18 protein-coding genes are annotated in these 19,113 nt (G+C 39.8%); 17 read left to right on the top strand and 1 reads right to left on the bottom strand.

What is annotated here, in order from left to right:
• Positions 1–26: 26 nt before the first annotated feature.
• Positions 27–1,037 carry a LacI family DNA-binding transcriptional regulator gene (locus tag B2W36_RS04230; RefSeq protein ID WP_209578663.1) on the top strand — a complete coding sequence of 337 codons (1,011 nt, stop codon included), beginning with the start codon at positions 27–29 and terminating at the stop codon, positions 1,035–1,037.
• On the opposite strand, the gene B2W36_RS04225 is transcribed toward B2W36_RS04230, so the two are convergent.
• The gene (locus B2W36_RS04225) at positions 1,027–1,407 is read right to left on the bottom strand and encodes a methionine-R-sulfoxide reductase (RefSeq protein WP_409530106.1); all 381 of its coding nucleotides are present in this window, start codon (positions 1,405–1,407) and stop codon (positions 1,027–1,029) included. The two genes, B2W36_RS04230 and B2W36_RS04225, sit on opposite strands and share 11 nt — an antisense overlap.
• Positions 1,408–1,935: 528 nt before the next feature.
• Here B2W36_RS04225 and B2W36_RS04220 point away from each other — a divergent pair.
• From B2W36_RS04220 to B2W36_RS04145, 16 genes are all read left to right on the top strand, one after another.
• A complete protein-coding gene (locus B2W36_RS04220; protein WP_293886522.1) occupies positions 1,936–3,198 on the top strand; it encodes a cytochrome c3 family protein in 1,263 nt (420 codons plus the stop codon).
• A 37-nt stretch (positions 3,199–3,235) separates the two neighbouring features.
• Positions 3,236–6,250 (top strand): TAT-variant-translocated molybdopterin oxidoreductase, encoded by a 3,015-nt coding sequence (locus tag B2W36_RS04215; protein WP_293886521.1) that lies wholly within the window; start codon positions 3,236–3,238, stop codon positions 6,248–6,250.
• 29 nt (positions 6,251–6,279) lie between these two features.
• Complete coding sequence (gene nrfD / locus B2W36_RS04210) at positions 6,280–7,764, top strand: NrfD/PsrC family molybdoenzyme membrane anchor subunit (protein WP_209578659.1); 1,485 nt, start codon at positions 6,280–6,282, stop codon at positions 7,762–7,764.
• 6 nt (positions 7,765–7,770) lie between these two features.
• Positions 7,771–8,307, top strand: a complete 537-nt coding sequence (locus B2W36_RS04205) for a DUF3341 domain-containing protein (protein WP_209578658.1) — start codon at positions 7,771–7,773, stop codon at positions 8,305–8,307.
• The gene (locus B2W36_RS04200; RefSeq protein WP_370877905.1) at positions 8,291–8,929 is read left to right on the top strand and encodes a c-type cytochrome; all 639 of its coding nucleotides are present in this window, start codon (positions 8,291–8,293) and stop codon (positions 8,927–8,929) included. The genes B2W36_RS04205 and B2W36_RS04200 overlap by 17 nt, the downstream gene beginning before the upstream one ends.
• Before the next feature lie 19 nt (positions 8,930–8,948).
• Entirely contained in the window at positions 8,949–10,184 is a 1,236-nt protein-coding gene (locus tag B2W36_RS04195) for a quinol:cytochrome C oxidoreductase (RefSeq protein ID WP_293886520.1), read from the top strand.
• 44 nt (positions 10,185–10,228) lie between these two features.
• Positions 10,229–11,566, top strand: a complete 1,338-nt coding sequence (locus tag B2W36_RS04190) for a cytochrome c oxidase subunit II (RefSeq protein ID WP_209578655.1) — start codon at positions 10,229–10,231, stop codon at positions 11,564–11,566.
• Positions 11,567–11,594: 28 nt separating this feature from the next.
• The gene (locus tag B2W36_RS04185; protein WP_209578654.1) at positions 11,595–13,466 is read left to right on the top strand and encodes a cytochrome c oxidase subunit I; all 1,872 of its coding nucleotides are present in this window, start codon (positions 11,595–11,597) and stop codon (positions 13,464–13,466) included.
• An 81-nt stretch (positions 13,467–13,547) separates the two neighbouring features.
• Positions 13,548–14,591 (top strand): COX15/CtaA family protein, encoded by a 1,044-nt coding sequence (locus tag B2W36_RS04180; protein ID WP_293886519.1) that lies wholly within the window; start codon positions 13,548–13,550, stop codon positions 14,589–14,591.
• Between the two features lie 72 nt (positions 14,592–14,663).
• Positions 14,664–15,569, top strand: a complete 906-nt coding sequence (gene cyoE, locus B2W36_RS04175) for a heme o synthase (RefSeq protein WP_209578652.1) — start codon at positions 14,664–14,666, stop codon at positions 15,567–15,569.
• A complete protein-coding gene (locus B2W36_RS04170) occupies positions 15,569–16,150 on the top strand; it encodes a cytochrome c oxidase subunit 3 (RefSeq protein ID WP_209578651.1) in 582 nt (193 codons plus the stop codon). The genes cyoE and B2W36_RS04170 overlap by 1 nt, the downstream gene beginning before the upstream one ends.
• A 9-nt stretch (positions 16,151–16,159) precedes the next feature.
• Positions 16,160–16,894, top strand: a complete 735-nt coding sequence (locus tag B2W36_RS04165; RefSeq protein ID WP_121125511.1) for a cytochrome c oxidase subunit 3 — start codon at positions 16,160–16,162, stop codon at positions 16,892–16,894.
• A 27-nt stretch (positions 16,895–16,921) separates the two neighbouring features.
• Entirely contained in the window at positions 16,922–17,299 is a 378-nt protein-coding gene (locus tag B2W36_RS04160; RefSeq protein ID WP_209578650.1) for a cytochrome C oxidase subunit IV family protein, read from the top strand.
• A gap of 9 nt (positions 17,300–17,308) precedes the next feature.
• A complete protein-coding gene (locus B2W36_RS04155) occupies positions 17,309–18,037 on the top strand; it encodes an SCO family protein (protein ID WP_293886518.1) in 729 nt (242 codons plus the stop codon).
• Between the two features lie 7 nt (positions 18,038–18,044).
• Positions 18,045–18,590, top strand: coding sequence for a DUF420 domain-containing protein (locus B2W36_RS04150; protein WP_293886517.1), 546 nt, complete (start codon positions 18,045–18,047; stop codon positions 18,588–18,590).
• A gap of 25 nt (positions 18,591–18,615) precedes the next feature.
• The gene (locus B2W36_RS04145; RefSeq protein ID WP_293886516.1) at positions 18,616–19,071 is read left to right on the top strand and encodes an ABC transporter ATPase; all 456 of its coding nucleotides are present in this window, start codon (positions 18,616–18,618) and stop codon (positions 19,069–19,071) included.
• Positions 19,072–19,113: the final 42 nt, after the last annotated feature.

Here is a 19,113-nt window from a genome sequence, read left to right as displayed (position 1 = left end):
AAACTTAACAAACCTACTACTACTACATGAAGAAACGTATTCTGATCAGTGATATCGCAAAGGCGTTGGGGATTTCTGTCACTACTGTGTCCTTTATTTTAAATGATAAGGCCAAAGAAAAGCGTATTAGTGAGGCTTTGACTAAACGGGTGCTGGACTATGTCAAAAAAGTGGGTTATAAACCCAATGAATTGGCCAAAAGTCTCCGCACCGGCAAGACGAAGATTCTGGGTTTGATTATCGAAGATATTTCCAATCCCTTTTTTGGAAATATCGCGCGTCTGATCGAAAGTAAGGTTTATGAGCAGGGGTATCGTATTATTTATTGTAGTACGAACAATGATGTGGAGAAAGCGAAAGAATTAATCCAGATGTTTTACGATCGACAGGTAGATGGTTTTATTATTACTCCATCCGATGGACTGGAAGATACGGTAAAGCAGTTGCAGCAGAATAATATTCCAGTGGTACTTTTTGACCGGTATTTTCCGGGGCTTGAAACGGACTATGTTGGGGCAGACAATTTTCAGGGGGCTTTTGATGCGAGTGACCATTTGTGTCAACAGGGGTATAGACGTATTGGATTTGTGTCGCTCTATTCCGATCAGACCCAGATGAAGGAACGCTCTGAGGGATATCTGAAAGCGATGGACAACAATAAGCAGCAGAGTTTTATTCAAAAGATCCAGATGGATGCATCGGACGAAGAGGCCATGGAAGCGTTGCGGGAGTTTATCTGTGAAAATAGACTGGATGCTGTATTGTTCTCAACAAACTATTTGGCTATTTCTGGTCTAAAAGCTTCTAAAAAGTATAACTTTCCGATGCCTGCGGTGATCGCATTTGACGATCACACAGCCTTTAAATTGGTCGAACCCTCTATAACGGTGGTTTCGCAGCCGATCAAGGATATTGCAGAGAACCTGATCAATATTTTGTTGCTTCGTCTTCAAGGCAAAATAAAAGCAACACGTAAAATGGTGTTGCCTTGTGAACTGAAAGTTCGGGAGTCGACCAAAGTAAAAGTTACGCTGTAGGATCGGCTACAAATTTCATTGAAATAGAATTGACGCAGTGACGCGTGTTTTTTGTCGTAAAACCTTCTCCGAGGAATACATGGCCTAAATGCGCGCCACAATTACTACAAAGGATTTCAGTGCGGCGACCATCGGCATCGGTGATCCTTGTAATTGCTCCGGGAATTTCATCATCAAAACTTGGCCAACCACAGCCAGATTCAAATTTTGACTCCGAACGGTATAATGGGCTGTCACAACGGCGGCAGATATAAGTTCCTTTGTGTTTATTGTCTAACAATTCGCCTGTAAATGGGCGCTCGGTTCCTTTATGTAGAATAACATATTCCTCTTCTTTACTTAATGGATTGTATTTTTTGTTTTCTTCCATCTCTGTGGTGTTATTTGTTATAAGTTTAGTGATCTACAGAGCTGGCATGTGTTGGACAGCGCTGTTTTCGCGTAGTTATTACCTAATATGATATAACTGCAGCAGGAATCTTTAGCAAGGTCTTTATAAACAATTAAAGTGTGGTTTATTTAAGCTTGCAACCCTATCCTAAAGGGCTATCGATTCCTGTTTTTAAAGTTACGCAATTCAAGCTAAAAATACACCTTTTGTATAAATGACAGTGTCACCTTTTTACATATTTTAAACTGTCATGGAATTGTCTTATATTTGATTGGCTATCCAAATGAAAAGTTGTAGCGATGGAACTACTTTAATAGCGAAATGTTATTTTATCCTTGTTTAAACGCATTTGTTTAGAATGATTATAAATTGATATTAAAGGTCACAAAATTGTCAGCGATTTATTAATAAATCATACTTTTGTGGCATTGTTAGGGGGGTAGTGGCTCCTTTAACCATGGGAGTTAATTTTTTACATTCACAAATAAATAGTATAAAGTGCTAAATATGAGAACTATCTCATCCGTTTTGGGAAGCCTTGCGAGGGTGGTGTCAACGAGTTTGATGCTATTATTTGCCGTTACGACGTTGCATGCGCAAGATGTCAAGGAAGGTGAAAAAATCTTCAAATCTAAGTGTACATCCTGTCACGCCATTGACAGAAAAGTGGTCGGTCCTGCTTTGAAAGGGATTCCAGAGACGAAAGACGAAGCTTGGTTAATCAAGTGGATCAAGAACTCTCAGGCGTTAATTGCGTCTGGCGATGCTGATGCAGTTAAAATCTTCGAAGAGAACAACAAGCTTGTGATGACTTCTTTTACTGATTTGTCTGATGATCAGGTTAGATCGGTATTAGCGTATATCACGGATGCTTCTAAGGAGAAACCGAAAGATGCAAACAGTGGTGGTGCTGGTGCTAAAGATGATAACGCGTCGATGTTCATGATTTTGGGCTTGATCGCAGTTGTTGTTTTGGCTGTGGTGGTTATTGTGGTGTTGAATCGTGTGATTCGTACGCTGGAAAATGTAATTGCTAAAAACCAGGAAGCTATTGCTGCACAACAGGAACCAGAAGATAATCAGCGTTTTGTGAAGTTTGCGAAAGCATTCGTTAAAAACAAAAAACTGGTTGGTTTTACGGTATTGATGTTGGTTGCTTTATTAGCTGTAGGCGGTTGGAAAACGATGTGGAATGTTGGTGTTCACCAAGGCTATCAGCCGGTTCAACCCATTAAGTTCTCACACCAAATCCACGCGGGTGTTAACAAAATTGAGTGTCAATACTGTCACGGTGGTGCATTTAAATCAAAAAATGCGTCTATTCCATCGGCCAACGTATGTATGAACTGTCACAATACAGTCACTGCTTCAGAGCATTATGATGGTGAAATTTCTCCGGAAATTGCTAAAATCTACCGTGCTTTGGATTGGGATCCTGATACGCGTACTTACGGTAACAATCCGAAACCAATTCAATGGGTTCGTATCCACAACTTGCCTGATTTTGCTTACTTCAATCACTCACAACACGTTGTAGTGGCTGGTGTGGAATGTCAGACTTGTCATGGTCCAATTCAGAACATGGAAGAGGTGTACCAATACTCTCCATTGACGATGAAATGGTGTGTTGATTGTCACAAAAAGACAGATATCAAGTCGGATAATAAATACTATGAAGATTTGATTAAAGCACACGAAAGAATTAAGAAGGGTGAAAAAATGACTGCAGCCATGATCGGTGGTCTTGAGTGTGGTAAATGTCACTATTAATAATTATTTGAAATACGCAATCTTATATACAGCTTAAATGGATAGCAATAAAAAATATTGGAAAGGTTTGGAAGAGTTAAATCAAACTCCTGCTTTCGTTGAAGGAAGTAAGGGTGAGTTTGCCGAATCTATTCCTGTAGAAGATGTATTAAATGAAGCTGGCTTGAGCACAAAAACTCCTCGCCGTGACTTCTTGAAAGCATTAGGATTTGGTTTGGGTGCTGTTTCTTTAGCGGCTTGTAACCGTACTCCTGTGCATAAGGCAGTTCCTTATTTGATTAAACCTGAAGAGGTAACTCCAGGTATCCCTAACTATTATGCTTCGACGTTCAACGGTCAAAGTATCTTGGTTAAAACACGCGAAGGTCGTCCGATCAATGTTGAGCCTAATCCGAATGCAATTGGTTTGAACCAAGGTTTGGATTCAACAACAGCTGCTTCTGTATTGGATTTATATGATGAGTCCAAATTGAAACAGGCACAATTGAAAGGTCAAGATGTGGAGTGGTCCAAATTGGATGGGGAAGTTGTTAAAGCGTTAAATGCTGCGGCGTCTTCTGGTAAACAAATTACGATCGTTTCTAATACGGTAAACAGTCCTTCAACGTTGGCAGCTATTGCTGCTTTCGGAACGAAATTCCCTACCGTTAACCATGTACAATACGATGCTGTATCTTACAGCGGTATTATTGAAGCGAATAAGGCTTCTTTTGGTAGAGCAGTAGTTCCGTCCTATAATTTTGAAAATGCAAATGTGATTGTTTCTGTTGCTGCTGATTTCTTAGGAACTTGGTTGGCAGGTGAGGAGCATACACAACAATACGCTAAAAATCGTGACTATAAATCGTTGAAAAACGGAAAAATGTCACGTCACGTGCAATTTGAATCTGGTCTTTCCATGACGGGTACAAATGCGGATGCTCGTATCGCTATCAAACCTTCGGAAGAGGGTGCTACCTTAATCGCTTTGTATAATGCAATTACTGGTCAATCATTGGCTGGAGCAACTGCAAACAAAAAAGCGCAAAAAGGTGTAGCATTAGCGGCCAAAGAATTGGTGAACAGCAAAGGCGCGGCTGTTGTTGTTGCAGGGTCTAACGATGTTAATGTACAGGTATTGGTTAATGCAATCAACGTTGCATTGGGCGCTTATGGTACCATCATCGACCTGGATAACTATTCTAAACAATACCAAGGTTCGGATTCTTCGTTCCAGGCGTTCTTAGCTGCTGCGAAATCTGGACAAGTTGGCGTTGCGTTCTTCTTGAACAGCAACCCTGTATACGACTACTTCAAAGCAGAGGATGTGAAAGCTGCATTGAAGCAGATTCCTTTCACGTTGTCATTCGCGCAGCGTGCGGATGAAACAGCGTCTGAATTGACTGCTATCGCTCCAGCAAGTACTTTCTTAGAGTCTTGGGGTGATTCCAATCCAAAAGAAGGGTTGTATTCAATTATCCAACCAACGATTAATCCTGTTTTCAAAACACGTCAAGTTGAGCAAAGCTTGTTGACTTGGGCTGGAAATAATACAGATATGTACAACTTTGTTAAGAATCTGTGGTCTACACAAATCTTAGCGGGTTCTACGAAAAACTGGGATGCTGTATTGCAGACTGGTTTTGAATATAAAGGTGCCAAAGCGGCAACAGCTCCTGCTTTTACAGGAAATGCTGCAGCAGCGGCTTCGGCAATTGAGGCATCAAGCAAGGCGATTGCTGGGGAGTTTGAATTGAAACTTTATGAGCCTGCTGGTCTTCGTGACGGTCGCTACGCAAACAATGCTTACTTACAAGAGTTACCTGATCCAGTTTCTAAAGTAACTTGGGATAACTACGCTGCTCTTAACCCGAAAGATGCTGAGAAATTAGGATTGGGTGAAGACGGTAAAGTGACTGTCAAAGCAAATGGTGTTGAATTGGAATTACCCGTTGTACAACAACCAGGACAAGCACAAGGAACAGTTTCAATTGCTGTAGGTTACGGCCGTACAAAAGTGGGTAAAGCCGGTAATGAAGTCGGTAAAAACGCGTTCCCTTTTGCTTCTATCATCAATGGTACAGTACAAGGTGTTGCTAAGGCAACTGTAGCGAAAGCGTCTGGAACTTACCAATTGGCACAAACACAAACACACCACACGATCGAAGGTCGTAACGTGATCCGTGAGACGACATTTGCGAAATATCTGAAAGATCCTAACTCGGAGGCAGGACGCTTTACAGATAATCACAAAACATACGATTTGTGGAACAAGTATGAGCAACCAGGTCACAAATGGGTGATGGCGATCGACTTGAACGCATGTACAGGTTGTGGTGCTTGTATCGTAGCTTGTAACGTTGAAAATAATATTCCTGTTGTAGGTCGTGATGAGGTTCGCCGTCGTCGTGAGATGCACTGGTTACGTATTGACCGTTATTATACGATCGAAGGAAAAGATCAAGATCTTACAAAAGAGAAGGAAATTGCGAAAGCTTCGGCTGATTTAGATTTCGAAGATGTCACTGTTGTTCACCAACCGATGTTGTGTCAGCACTGTGGTCACGCACCTTGTGAGACGGTTTGTCCGGTATTGGCAACAGTACACTCTTCAGAAGGTTTGAACCACATGGCTTACAACCGTTGTTTTGGTACACGTTACTGTGCGAATAACTGTCCTTTCAAAGTGCGTCGTTTCAACTGGTTTGCTTACTGGAATGATTCCCGCTTTGACAATTACTTGAACAATGAATTTACACAGTTGGTATTAAACCCAGATGTCGTAACACGTTCACGTGGGGTAATGGAGAAATGCTCAATGTGTATCCAACGTATCCAAGCAGGTAAATTACAAGCTAAGATTGAAAATCGCAAAGTGAAAGATGGCGATATCCAAATGGCTTGTCAACAAGCATGTTCTGCAAATGCAATCATCTTTGGAGATGCCAATGATCCAGCATCAGAAGTATCTAAAGCATTACGCAACGAGCGTGTTTATTACGTACTTGAGGAAATCAATGTTCAACCGGGTATCGGTTATATGACAAAAGTTAGAAACACTTTTGAGGCGTAATCTTGTACAATATTTGAAATAAAAATACTATGTCATCGCATAACGAATCAATATTAAGAGAACCATTAATGACCGGTAAGGACATTACGTATGCAAAAATTACGGATGATATCTTACTACCGGTTGAAAATAAACCAAATAAAGCATGGTGGATTGGTTTTACCGTAGCTGTATTGGGTGCTTTATTATGGGTAGTTAGCGTTAGTTATACCTTTTGGACAGGTATCGGCGCTTGGGGTCTGAATAAAACTGTAGGCTGGGCTTGGGATATCACCGACTTCGTATGGTGGGTAGGTATCGGTCACGCGGGTACGTTGATTTCAGCTGTATTATTAATCTTCCGCCAGAACTGGCGTAATTCAATCAACCGTTCTGCAGAGGCGATGACGATCTTTGCGGTAATCTGTGCGGCGACATACGTTGTTGCTCACATGGGTCGTCCTTGGTTGGCCTATTGGATTTTCCCACTTCCAAATCAATTTGGGTCACTTTGGGTAAACTTTAACTCTCCTTTAGTATGGGATGCGTTTGCGATCTCGACATACTTTACAGTATCCTTGGTATTCTGGTACTGTGGTTTGCTGCCTGATATCGCGACAATTCGTGACCGTGCTACCGGATTGAAACAAAAAATCTATTCTGTATTATCATTCGGTTGGAATGGTTCAGTTAAGACTTGGCAACGCTTTGAAATCGTGTCCTTGATCTTGGCAGGTATTTCAACGCCACTGGTACTTTCTGTACACACGATCGTATCCATGGACTTTGCAACTTCGGTTATCCCTGGATGGCACACGACGATCTTCCCGCCATATTTCGTGGCTGGTGCGATCTTCTCAGGTTTCGCGATGGTACAGACCTTATTGTTGATCTTACGTAAAGTAATGAATTTTGAGAACTACATCACGATGTTCCATATTGAATCGATGAATATCATCATCATGACAACAGGTTCTATCGTGGGTGTGGCTTACTTGACTGAGTTGTTTATCGCAATGTACTCTCGTTCAGAATACGAAATGTATGCTTTCGAGAACCGTATGTTGGGTCCATACGCTTGGGCTTACTGGTCGATGATGACGTGTAACGTAATTTCTCCACAGTTATTCTGGTTCAAGAAAATCCGTACAAGTATTCCTATCTCTTGGATCTTATCTATTGTTGTTAACATCGGTATGTGGTTTGAGCGTTTTGTAATTATCGTGACTTCATTGCACCGTGATTACTTGCCTTCATCTTGGGCAATGTTCTACCCAACTTGGACAGACGTAGGAATCTTTGTAGGTTCGATTGGACTGTTCTTTACATTATTCTTGTTGTTCTTACGTTTCTTACCGGGTATCGCTATCGCCGAAGTGAAATTGTTGTTGAAATCATCTTCATTACAACATAAAACCAAGTTGGCTCAAGAAGGTGCATTCCCTGACGAACAAGTGAAGTACTTCCAAGAATCATTGGAGAAATATGATTCAGTGACAGAAGAAGAGATTAAAGAATTATCAGTTAGAAAATAATCAGCAATGAGCAATACAAAATATATATTAGGTAGTTTTGCGGATCCCGATGATATGATGCATGGGATCGACAAATTGCAAGCAAACAATATAAGTATTTACGACTGCTTTACTCCGATGCCTATTCACGGTATCGAGGCAAAGCTGGGTGTAAAACCTTCTCGCTTGCCTATCGCAGCATTTTGCTTTGGAGCATTAGGAACGACATTAGGTTTTAGTTTGTTGTATTATACAATGGCGTACGATTGGCCGATGAATATCGGTGGTAAGCCATCTTTTGGTATGCCGAACTTTGTTCCGGTTACATTTGAGGTTACCATCTTATTGTGTGCTTTGGGTATGGTTGCTACATTCTTCTTCCGTAACCACTTATTCCCAGGACGTACACCTCGTGTAATGGACTTGAGAGCAACAGATGATCGTTTCATCCTTGCAGTAGATGCCAAAGAAAATACAGATCACGCTTTGATCGATAGCTTATTGAAAGAAGCTGGTGCTGTTGAAGTTAAGTACAATGATAGAAAATATGTTAGCTATGAATAAGAAGAATTTACTTGGAACGCTATGCGCCGCTGTGGCATTGACAGCACTTGTTTCTTCTTGTGGTGACAAAACAACTCGTAGTACAGGTTTAGAGTTTTCTCGTAACATGTACGATCCGCTTGCTTTCAATCCGGATCAACCTAATGCGAATTTTGCTGATGGAAAAACAGCACAAACACCTCCTAAAGGTACGGATCCTATCGGTTTTACTCGTTTTGAGTATGCCAATACATTAGAGGATTATGAGCGTGCAGGAAGAGAAGTAAAAAGTCCTTTAGTCGTAAATGCCGAAAATCTTGAAAAAGGTAAAGCTTTGTTCACAACGTATTGCTCTGTATGCCATGGTGTAGAGGGTAAAGGTGATGGTCCTATCACCAAAGACCGTAGCGTGACAGATTCAAGAGGTACCCGTCAATTAGAGAACTTTCCTCCGCCACCATCTTATCATAGAACAGATGCGGCGAACTCTTCACGAGGTGGTTTGATGGCTGACTTGACTGATGGTAAAATTTACCATACAATTTATTACGGACACAACTCCATGGGATCACATGCGTCTCAATTATCTCCAGAGGAGAGATGGAAAGTTGTTATGTATGTTCACGAATTACAAAAGAAATAATCTAACATCAGATATATAAATGGGAACTCACAGTCATCATCACGATTATAATTTCAACGAGCGATACGAGTTTGCTGGCAAAGCTAAAATGTTCAGTATTATCGCTGTTGTACTAGGTATAGCTGCTGTAGCTATCGGGTTGCTTTCGGGCGATCACGTTACTGTAGAGCGTACTTATGCCAACTTGTTATTGATGGGTTATTACTTTACATGTGTATGCGCAGCTGGAACATTCTTTGTTGCCTTGCAATATGTGACCCAATCTGCATGGTCTGCAGGTTTGGTACGTATACCTCAGGCTATGGCGAGTGTTTTACCAATTGCTTCATTGATTTTATTAGTTATTGTAGGTTTAGGTTTAACTACACATAATTTATACCATCACTGGAATGCAGACGGTATCACTGATCCGCATAGTACAAATTATGACCCTATCATCGCAGGGAAATCTGCTTATTTAAATGTTCCATTCTTCTTGATCCGTCAAGTGGTATTTATGGGTACATATAGCATTTTTGCAGTTATTTTTGCGAAACTTTCTTATAAAGAGGATTTGGAAGGCGGATTGACTTCTTATAAAAAGTCATTCAAATTGTCAGCAATCTTCTTGGTTATTTTCGGTTTTACCACTCCTATCTGGTCTTTCGATACCGTGATGTCTTTGGAAGCTCACTGGTTTTCGACGATGTTCGGTTGGTATAACTTTGCAGCAATGTGGGTAAGTGGTATTTCATGTATTACCATCATTGTTGTTGTGTTGAAGAAAGCGGGTTATATGAACTGGGTAAACGAAAATCATTTACACGATTTGGGTAAATTGATGTTCGGTTTCTCGATCTTCTGGACTTACGTTTGGTTTGCACAATTCATGCTGATTTGGTATTCAAACATCCCAGAGGAAACAGTTTATTTCTACAAACGTTGGGAACCGGAATACAAACCTTGGTTTTGGTTAAGTATTATCATTAACTTTGTGGCACCTTTGTTATTATTGGTAGACCGCGATGCAAAACGTAAACAAAACGTTATGTTGTTCGTTGGTATTCTATTGTTGGCTGGTCACTGGCTTGACTATTACATCATGATTATGCCAGGTACCGTAGCGGAGCACAGAGGATTTGGTGTCATTGAAATCGGAACTGCGCTTGGTTTCTTAGGTTTGTTCACTTTCTTAGTGTTTAGCAAATTAAGCAAACAGGCATTGGTGCCTAAAAATCATCCGTTGTTGGATGAGAGTTTGCATCACCAAATATAGTTTCACTTTTAAAGGAAGGTTACGTAAAAAACGTTATAAAAGAAATGAGCTTTAAATTAAATAATAGATTCAAATCCATCTCGGGTTTTGTGCTTGCTCTAGGGTTGCTTTTTGCAAATCCTATCCTGGCGAGTCAACAAGATACAGTAGCATCTGATTCTGCAAAAGTGGCAACTACAGCGGTAGCGGCCCCTGCAGCGACGGATTCGGTTGCAAAAGATACAACAGCGGCAGCAGGTACTGCTGCTGTTGCATCTGCTAGTTCTTCTACTGAAGCTAGCGCGGCTGCTCCTGCTGTTGAAGAAGTGAAGCAGATAGACCCTCAGGTTTATAAAAACTTCACATATTATGTGTTGTTATTCTTAGTTGTGTGTACAGTCGTTGCCGTTATTGGCAAAGTACTTTCGATCTATGAATTGACAAGAAAAATGAACGGTAAATACAATCCGTTTGCGAATAACACATTTCAATCGTCATTGTTATTCATTTTCTTGGTCGTATTTCTTTATGGTGTGTATTGGTCCTATGTACATTGGGGAGCAGCTTATTGGCGCTCAGCAGTGACGGAGCATGGCGAGCGTATTGATACCATGTTTATCATTACGACAGCGATCACAACATTTGTATTGGTTATCACACACATTCTGTTGCTAACGTTTACATTTTTGTACCGTATGCGGGCAAAACGTCAAGCTTATTATTACCCACATAACAATGCAATCGAGAAATTGTGGACAATTGTTCCTGCTGTCGTATTGACAGTACTGGTATTGTTCGGTTTCTTTACGTGGAGATCGATTACAAATATTCCTGAAGATCTTCAGAAATCAGCATTACAGGTTGAAGTTCTTGGTGAGCAGTTTCAATGGAATGTTCGTTATGCTGGTTCAGATGGCGTTATTGGTAAGCGTAATTATAAAATGACGACGCCAACTAATCCATACGGTATTGACTTTAATGATAAAAATTCTTGGGATGATATTCAAGGATCTGAAATTTGGTTGCCTGTCAATAAACCTGTACGTTTCCATATCATTTCAAAAGATATTATTCACTCTTTCTACATTCCGGATTTCCGTGTTCAGATTAATGCGGTACCAGGGATGACCAACTATTTCCAATTCACACCTACTGTAACGACAGAAGAGATGCGCGATCGTTTGGGTGATTATAACTATGATTTTGTAATGTTGTGTAATAAGATCTGTGGATCTGGTCACTACAATATGCAGAAGAAAGTTGTTGTCGTAACAGAGGAGAAATATAAAGAATGGTTAGCTAAACAAAATAAATATTTTACTGAGGATTTGCAAAAAGAGTTCAGTGGTAAAACAGCTAACGTGAAAAAGGATAGTGTACAAGTTACAGCATCTTTGAACTAATTAAGAATTTTTGAATATAAAATCGAATATGTCAAGTACAGTAATATCGCATAGCGCTGAACATCACGATTCGCACGGCCATCATCACGAGGAGTCGTTCATCAGAAAGTATATCTTTTCGGGTGACCACAAGATGATTGCCAAGCAATTCTTGATCACTGGTATCATCATGGCAGTTTTTGCGATGCTTTTATCAGTATTATTCCGTATCCAATTAGCATGGCCGGATAAAGAGTTCCCTATATTAGAAGTATTCTTAGGTAAGTGGGCTGAAGGTGGACGTATCAAACCGGAGTTTTTCCTTTCCTTGGTAACCATTCACGGTACCGTAATGGTATTCTTCGTGTTGACGGCTGGTCTGTCAGGTACTTTTAGTAATTTATTGATTCCATATCAAATCGGAGCACGCGATATGGCATCTCCTTTTATGAACATGTTGTCCTACTGGTTGTTCTTTGTAGCATCGGTGATTATGGTGGCATCGTTCTTCGTAGAGAGTGGACCTGCTTCTGCTGGTTGGACAATCTACCCGCCATTATCGGCTGTTCCTACCGCTATCGCAGGATCTGCAACTGGTATGACCTTGTGGTTAGTGAGTATGGTTCTATTTGTTGCTTCACAGTTGATCGGTGGTATTAACTATGTAAGTACAATTTTGAACATGCGTACAAAAGGTATGGACTTATGGAAAATGCCTTTAACAATTTGGGCATTCTTCTTGACTGCAATCGTAGGTATGTTGTCATTCCCGGTATTGGTTTCAGCGGTTGTTCTTTTGATTTTTGACCGTGCAGCTGGTACGTCATTCTATTTATCTGATCTTGTTGTTCAAGGACAGATTTTGCCGAATGAAGGTGGTTCACCAATTTTGTTCCAACACTTGTTCTGGTTCTTAGGTCACCCTGAGGTATATATCGTTGTTATGCCAGCTTTGGGTCTAACATCTGAGGTTATTGCTACAAACTCTCGTAAACCAATCTTTGGTTACCATGCGATGGTTTATTCGTTAATCGGTATTACTGTATTATCGTTTATCGTATGGGGTCACCATATGTTTGTAACGGGTATGAATCCGTTCTTGGGTGGTGTATTTATGATTACAACACTGATTATCGCAGTTCCTTCTGCTGTAAAAGCATTTAACTACCTTGCAACCTTGTGGAAAGGTAATATCCGTTTCACTCCTGCAATGATGTTTGCTATCGGTTTGGTATCATTCTTTATCTCTGGTGGTTTGACAGGGTTATTCTTGGGTAATGCGGCTTTAGATATCAACTTGCATGATACGTATTTTGTTGTTGCTCACTTTCACTTGGTGATGGGATCGGCATCAATTTTCGGTATGCTTTGTGGTGTTTACCATTGGTATCCTAAGATGTTTGGCCGTATGATGAACGCCAAATTAGGTTATTTACACTTCTGGTTGACTTTCATAGGTGCTTATCTGGTATTTTTCCCAATGCACTTTATGGGTATTGATGGTGTTCCCCGCCGATACTATGCATTTACAGAATTTGCTTTCATGGCTAAGTGGGTTTCTGTAAACAAATTGGTTACTTGGGCTGCGATTATCGCTGCCTTAGGTCAGGTAGCATTCTTATGGAATTTCTTCACATCGATTTTCTTCGGTAAGAAAGCGCCTCAAAACCCTTGGCAGTCGAATACATTGGAATGGACTACTCCGGTAGAGCATATTCATGGTAACTGGCCAGGTGAAATTCCAACTGTGCACCGTTGGCCTTATGATTATAGTAAGCCGGGTCATGGTGAGGATTTTATTCCTCAAGATGTTCCTTTCTCTGAAACGATGAGTTCTAACTTACCTCATGATTTTGAAGGAGATGAGGAAGCTGAGCGCATCCAATCAGAATGGAATGCTCAAAATGGTAGAAAAGACTAATAGAATCTTATCAATAGAGTAGGCGCAATCCTACTCTATTTTATAGAAGTTTGTATTTTTTTAAGAGGTAGGGGTAGTATTATGTTTCCAGCAGCTGAGAAGCGATTTATAAAGACCAATTTTATAACGATCATTGTGTTGTTTTTGGTCATTGTTGCTGGAGGAGTGGTTCGGAGTACAGGGTCAGGTATGGGATGCCCAGATTGGCCAAAATGTTTTAACCGTATTATTCCTCCCACAGATATTTCTCAATTACCTCAAGGATATGAACAGCATTATATTGAAGGAAGAGCAAAGAAGAACGAACGTTTCGCGAAGATTGTAGAATTTTTCGGGGATAAGGAAATGGCTTACAAACTCCGTACCGACAAGAGTATTTTGCAGCATGAAGAGTTTAATGTCGCAAAGACCTGGACGGAATATATTAATCGGTTGGTTGGTGTTGTTTCTGGATTTTGTTTGTTATTGACAGCGATTTATTCTTTCACCTATTTAAAATTAAGAAGTTCGATCGTTGTATGGTCAGTGATCAATCTTTTTGTTGTAGTCCTTCAGGCGTGGTTAGGATCGATTGTAGTATCGACTAATCTGATGCCATGGATTATTACAGTGCATATGCTTTTGGCGATTGTAATTGTTTGCATTAGTATTTATACTTATTTCAAAGCGGTTACTTTACGAAACAAAAGCCTACTGGTCAATCGTTCTTTGGGTATATTAAAAGGGCTTGCTATAGCTTCTATTTTACTGATGCTAACACAAGTGATTGTCGGAACGGGTGTCCGGGAAGAGGTTGATTTGTTAACCGGTTCTACAATAGCCCGAACTGATTTTATAACGACTATCGGCCAACAGTTTGAATTACATCGCTGGTTGGCATATTGTTCTTTGATTTTAGTAATCGTATTATTCTTTTTGGTCCGCACAAGTTTTAATTCGGGGTCTAAGCAGTATAAATTTGCTTTGATTGCACTAATTCTAGTGGGTATCCAAATGCTATCAGGAATTATTTTAGCTCGATTTGCAATACCTGCCTTTGCACAGACAACACATTTGGTAGTGGCTACGCTCTTATTTGGAGCGCAGTTTTACTTGTTGTTATTGTTAAATAAGCAACGGCACTAATACCGCACTCGAGATGTTTATGTTTAAAAGGACGTGTTTAATTACACTGATAGTAGGAGGTCTCTTTTAGTTATGAAAGAATTTATTTCAGATTTCAAAAAGCTTGTTAAGTTGCGACTTACATTGACGGTGGTATTTTCTGCCTCAATTGCTTTTTTGATCGGATCAAAACAACAGGGTGATATCGTCTGGATCAACTGGTTATTGTTGACTTTGGGTGGTTTTCTGGTAACAGGGTCTGCCAATGGTTTTAACGAGATCATTGAAAAAGATTTGGATAAACTGATGAAGCGTACGGAAGACAGACCCTTGCCTTCTGGCCGAATGACAACTGGACAGGCTTTGGTATTGAGTGTCTTTATGGGCATATTAGGAACCTTGGTACTTGTTCGATTGAATTTCGTAGCGGGTTTGCTATCGGTATTCTGTATTCTGCTCTATGCGTTTATCTATACACCTTTAAAAAGAAAATCGCCAATAGCAGTGTTTGTCGGTGCGTTTCCGGGTGCATTTCCTCCGTTAATAGGATATTATGCAGCCTTTTCGCAAGATGATTTAGCCTACTATAGTGGACATAACGAAGAGGCCATTATTATTATACCTTTTGTATTGTTTGCTATTCAGTTTTTATGGCAGTTTCCGCATTTTTGGGCAATTGCCTGGGTGGTGGATGATGACTATAAACTGGCGGGCTTTCGCTTATTACCGACGACAAAACGTGATAAGATATCGGCCTTTATGGTGTTTTTAACAGGGTTGTTTATGATACCTGCAGGTTTTATACCTTATTATTTTGGCTTTGGTGGGATTTGGTTTACGGTTGTTTCCGTGATTGGTGGATTGATGTTTGGTTATTATGGTTATTTGCTGTTTAAGAATTGTGATATTCCCTCAGCAAAGAAAGTGATGTTTACCTCATTTATCTATCTGCCTGTTACGCAACTCGTATTATTGCTTAACTTTATTCCATTGAAATAATGTTAGATATACAAACACAAACTGACGAGAAGTTAGTACAGAGAAAAGCCCAGAAGTTCAACCTATGGTTGGGCATGTTGGGTATGTTTATGATGTTTGCCGCGTTATCCAGTGGTTTTATAGTATATACGGCGAGTGGTGTTGACAAAGGAATTAAGACCTTATTGCCCAACGCACTTTTGTATAGTACACTGGTGATTGTGGTTAGCAGTCTGACCATGTTTTTAGCGCATAGATCGGCTAAAAATGGTGAGCCTTCCAAACAGCGGTTGTTTTTGATAGCAACTTTTATTTTGGGAGTCGTATTTTTTGCCTTGCAAGTTCATGCTTGGAATGTATTGATCGATAGGGGTGTTTATTTTGTGAATAACAATGCATCACAATCGTTTGTATATGTTTTTATATGGATGCACTTGGCGCATATTATTGCGGGTTTGATCGTTTTGATTGGCGCGATTATAGGAATTAACAAACTTCCTAAAGACGGCAATCTTTTCCGCATGGATCTTGCCAGTATTTTTTGGCATTTTCTCGATCTTTTATGGATTTATATATATGTTTTCTTACTTTTGAATCAATAATAGTAAACAATGAGTACAACAGTATCGCAATTGGATAAGGTAAAAACTGGTCCATGGAATGGTGGAAAATCACCTTGGAACTTAGAGTATGGAAAAATCATGATGTGGTTTTTCTTGGTAGGGGATGCCTTCACATTTTCTGCATTTTTGGTTTATTATGGCGCACAACGCTTTTCTCATCCAACCTGGCCTGATCCAGATAAGATCTTCCAATCTATCCCTGGAATTGCGGAGCATGGTCAGCCATTGGTATTCGTCGGTTTGATGACATTTATTTTGATTATGTCTTCGGTAACGATGGTATTGGCTGTAGAAGCAGGCCACCGTAACCAAAAGAATGAAGTAGTCAAATGGATGTTGTGGACTATTTTGGGCGGTATCTGTTTCGTTGGTTGTCAGGCTATTGAGTGGACCCACTTACACCACATGGGTTTTTGGTTTGGTAAAAATCCAGCAACTGGATTGGAAGGTGACGCTATCAAAACAGCATTATTACCTTATTTCACACACGACATTTCCTATACTTCCGCGTTACAATTTGCTAACTTGTTCTTTACAATTACTGGTTTTCACGGATTTCACGTTACAGTAGGTATTATTTTAAATATCATCGTTTTATGTATGACATTAAATAATACATTTGAAAACCGTGGTTCTTACCTAATGATCGAAAAAGTAGGTTTATATTGGCACTTTGTGGATTTAGTATGGGTATTTGTTTTTACATTCTTCTACTTAATCTAATTACGCAATAAATAATTTTAGATAGCTATGTCACAATATCAAGATAATATCGCTCATGGAGAGCATGCTCACGAAGGTGGGATGGATAAAAAAGCCATTTGGAGAGTATTTGGCGTGCTTTTAGCGCTTACTTGTCTAGAGTTCTTAATTGCATTGGGCTTTGTGCACCATTGGCAAATTTTAGCGAAGGGTGCATTGGTAAATACCATTTATATTGTACTTACTTTGGTTAAAGCTTATTATATCGTTGCATTCTTTATGCACTTGAAATTCGAAAAATCGAGCTTTATCGTTACCGTTGGAATTGTCTTTATTTTTATTATTTATTTTATTGTTTTGATGCTTGTCGAAGGGGGGCATTTGGCTTCTGTTTTTCAAGAACATCAATTATTTCCCAATAAATAGATAAAGTGAATGGATAATAATACTGGACAAAAGAAAGGTATTAAAACTATATTGATCCTGGCCGTAATTCTTTTACTGCCAGGATTTTTATATTTTATACTGAATAAAAGCGGTTCGAACAGCTATGCTTCTTTGCCAATTTTTGGAAAGAAGGAAGTGCCTGGCACTACCCATCGGAAATGGGGGCGGGACATCGTTGACACAATTTATCATACCGTACCCTCGGTTGATTTTGTTAATTACGATGGTAAAGAGGTGCATCTATTGGATAATGATACGACGCTTTCTGTGGTGCATCTGATGTATTCTAGGGATGCTTCGTTATCTCGAACGATGATTAAGCGACTTGATCAAATTGCTAATCGATTTATTCAGAATAAGAAGGTTAAGTTGTATTCGATTACCGTTGATACTACTTATGATACACCAGAGGTATTGGCTAAATATGCAAAAGTTTACAAGCCCTGGACCAAATCTTGGTTTTTTGTGACGAAGCCTTCGGTGGATATCTTTAAATTTGCGAAAGAAAGTCTTTTACAGGATGCGCTTGTCAACCCTGATGGTAGCAAGCCATTTATTATCGGATCAAATTATCTGTTGCTCGATACCAAAGGAAGGATAAGAGGAATATACGATATCAATGTGAAGACTGACGTTGATCGTCTTGAGGATGAAATTAAATTATTATTGGTCGAGGAAATCCGGAACCATCCAGCTACTATAGAACAAAAAAGGTAATTATATCATGGGAGAGAGTCTCAACACAGAGAAAAAGTATAGTAAGTGGATTTGGCTACTATCTATTGTGATTCCAATAGTAGTCGCTATCCTTTTTACAGTGAATTTGCAGAAATTGGGTTATAATGTGAAGCCGCTTACATTTTTACCTCCGATCTATGCTACGATAAATGGCATTACTGCTGTATTGCTTTTTTTGGCTGTAGCTGCAATAAAAAGGGGGAATAAGTCCTTGCATGAACGTCTGATCAAATGTTGTATCGCTTGCTCTTTAGCATTTTTGGCGATGTATGTTGCCTATCACATGACTTCGATTGAAACAAAGTATGGTGGTGAGGGCATTTGGAGACCGATCTATTTTTTCATCCTGATCACACATATCCTGCTTTCTATTATCATTATTCCTTTTGTACTATTTACATTTGTACGCGGTATATCGGGATCTTATGAACGACATAAGAAATTAGCTCGAATTACTTATCCGATGTGGTTATATGTCGCTGTTACAGGAGTAATTGTTTATTGGATGATTTCTCCTTATTATATTGGTTAATTTAAGCAAGGAAGGGAGTTTATTTATGAAACGTATTTGGATTTATCAGGCTGATCGCATATTGTCTCAAGAGGAAAGCGCGCAGATTTCGGCCGAATTGATGGCTTTTGCCGAACAGTGGAAAGTACATGGAAAGCCGCTTTCGGCTTCTGCGGAATTGCGTGATGGGCTTTTTGTTATCCTTAAAGTGGACGAGGAAATCGCCGCTGCTTCTGGTTGCTCGATTGACAGTTCGGTACGCTTTTTAAAAGGCATTGAATCTAAATATAATATTCAATTATTTGACCGTATGCAGTTCGCATACAAGTCGGAGAATGGGATCGCTGTGGTTAACCGTGATGGATTTGAAAAGTTATTGGCTGATGGTATCATCAATGACGATACTTTAGTATTTGATAATACGATTACACAGGAGCATCAAATGGAAAATGCTTGGGCCGTACCTTTCCACAGCAGTTGGCATAAGCGACTTTTCAAATAGTTCATATTATAATGACAACTAAAGAGGGTGTCCGAAAAGTCG

Origin of the sequence: Sphingobacterium sp. UBA3549 (assembly GCF_002376635.1) — a bacterium.
Classification (GTDB): domain Bacteria; phylum Bacteroidota; class Bacteroidia; order Sphingobacteriales; family Sphingobacteriaceae; genus Sphingobacterium.
Note: the sequence above shows the minus strand (reverse complement) of the source record. Positions and strands in the feature narration are given on the sequence as shown.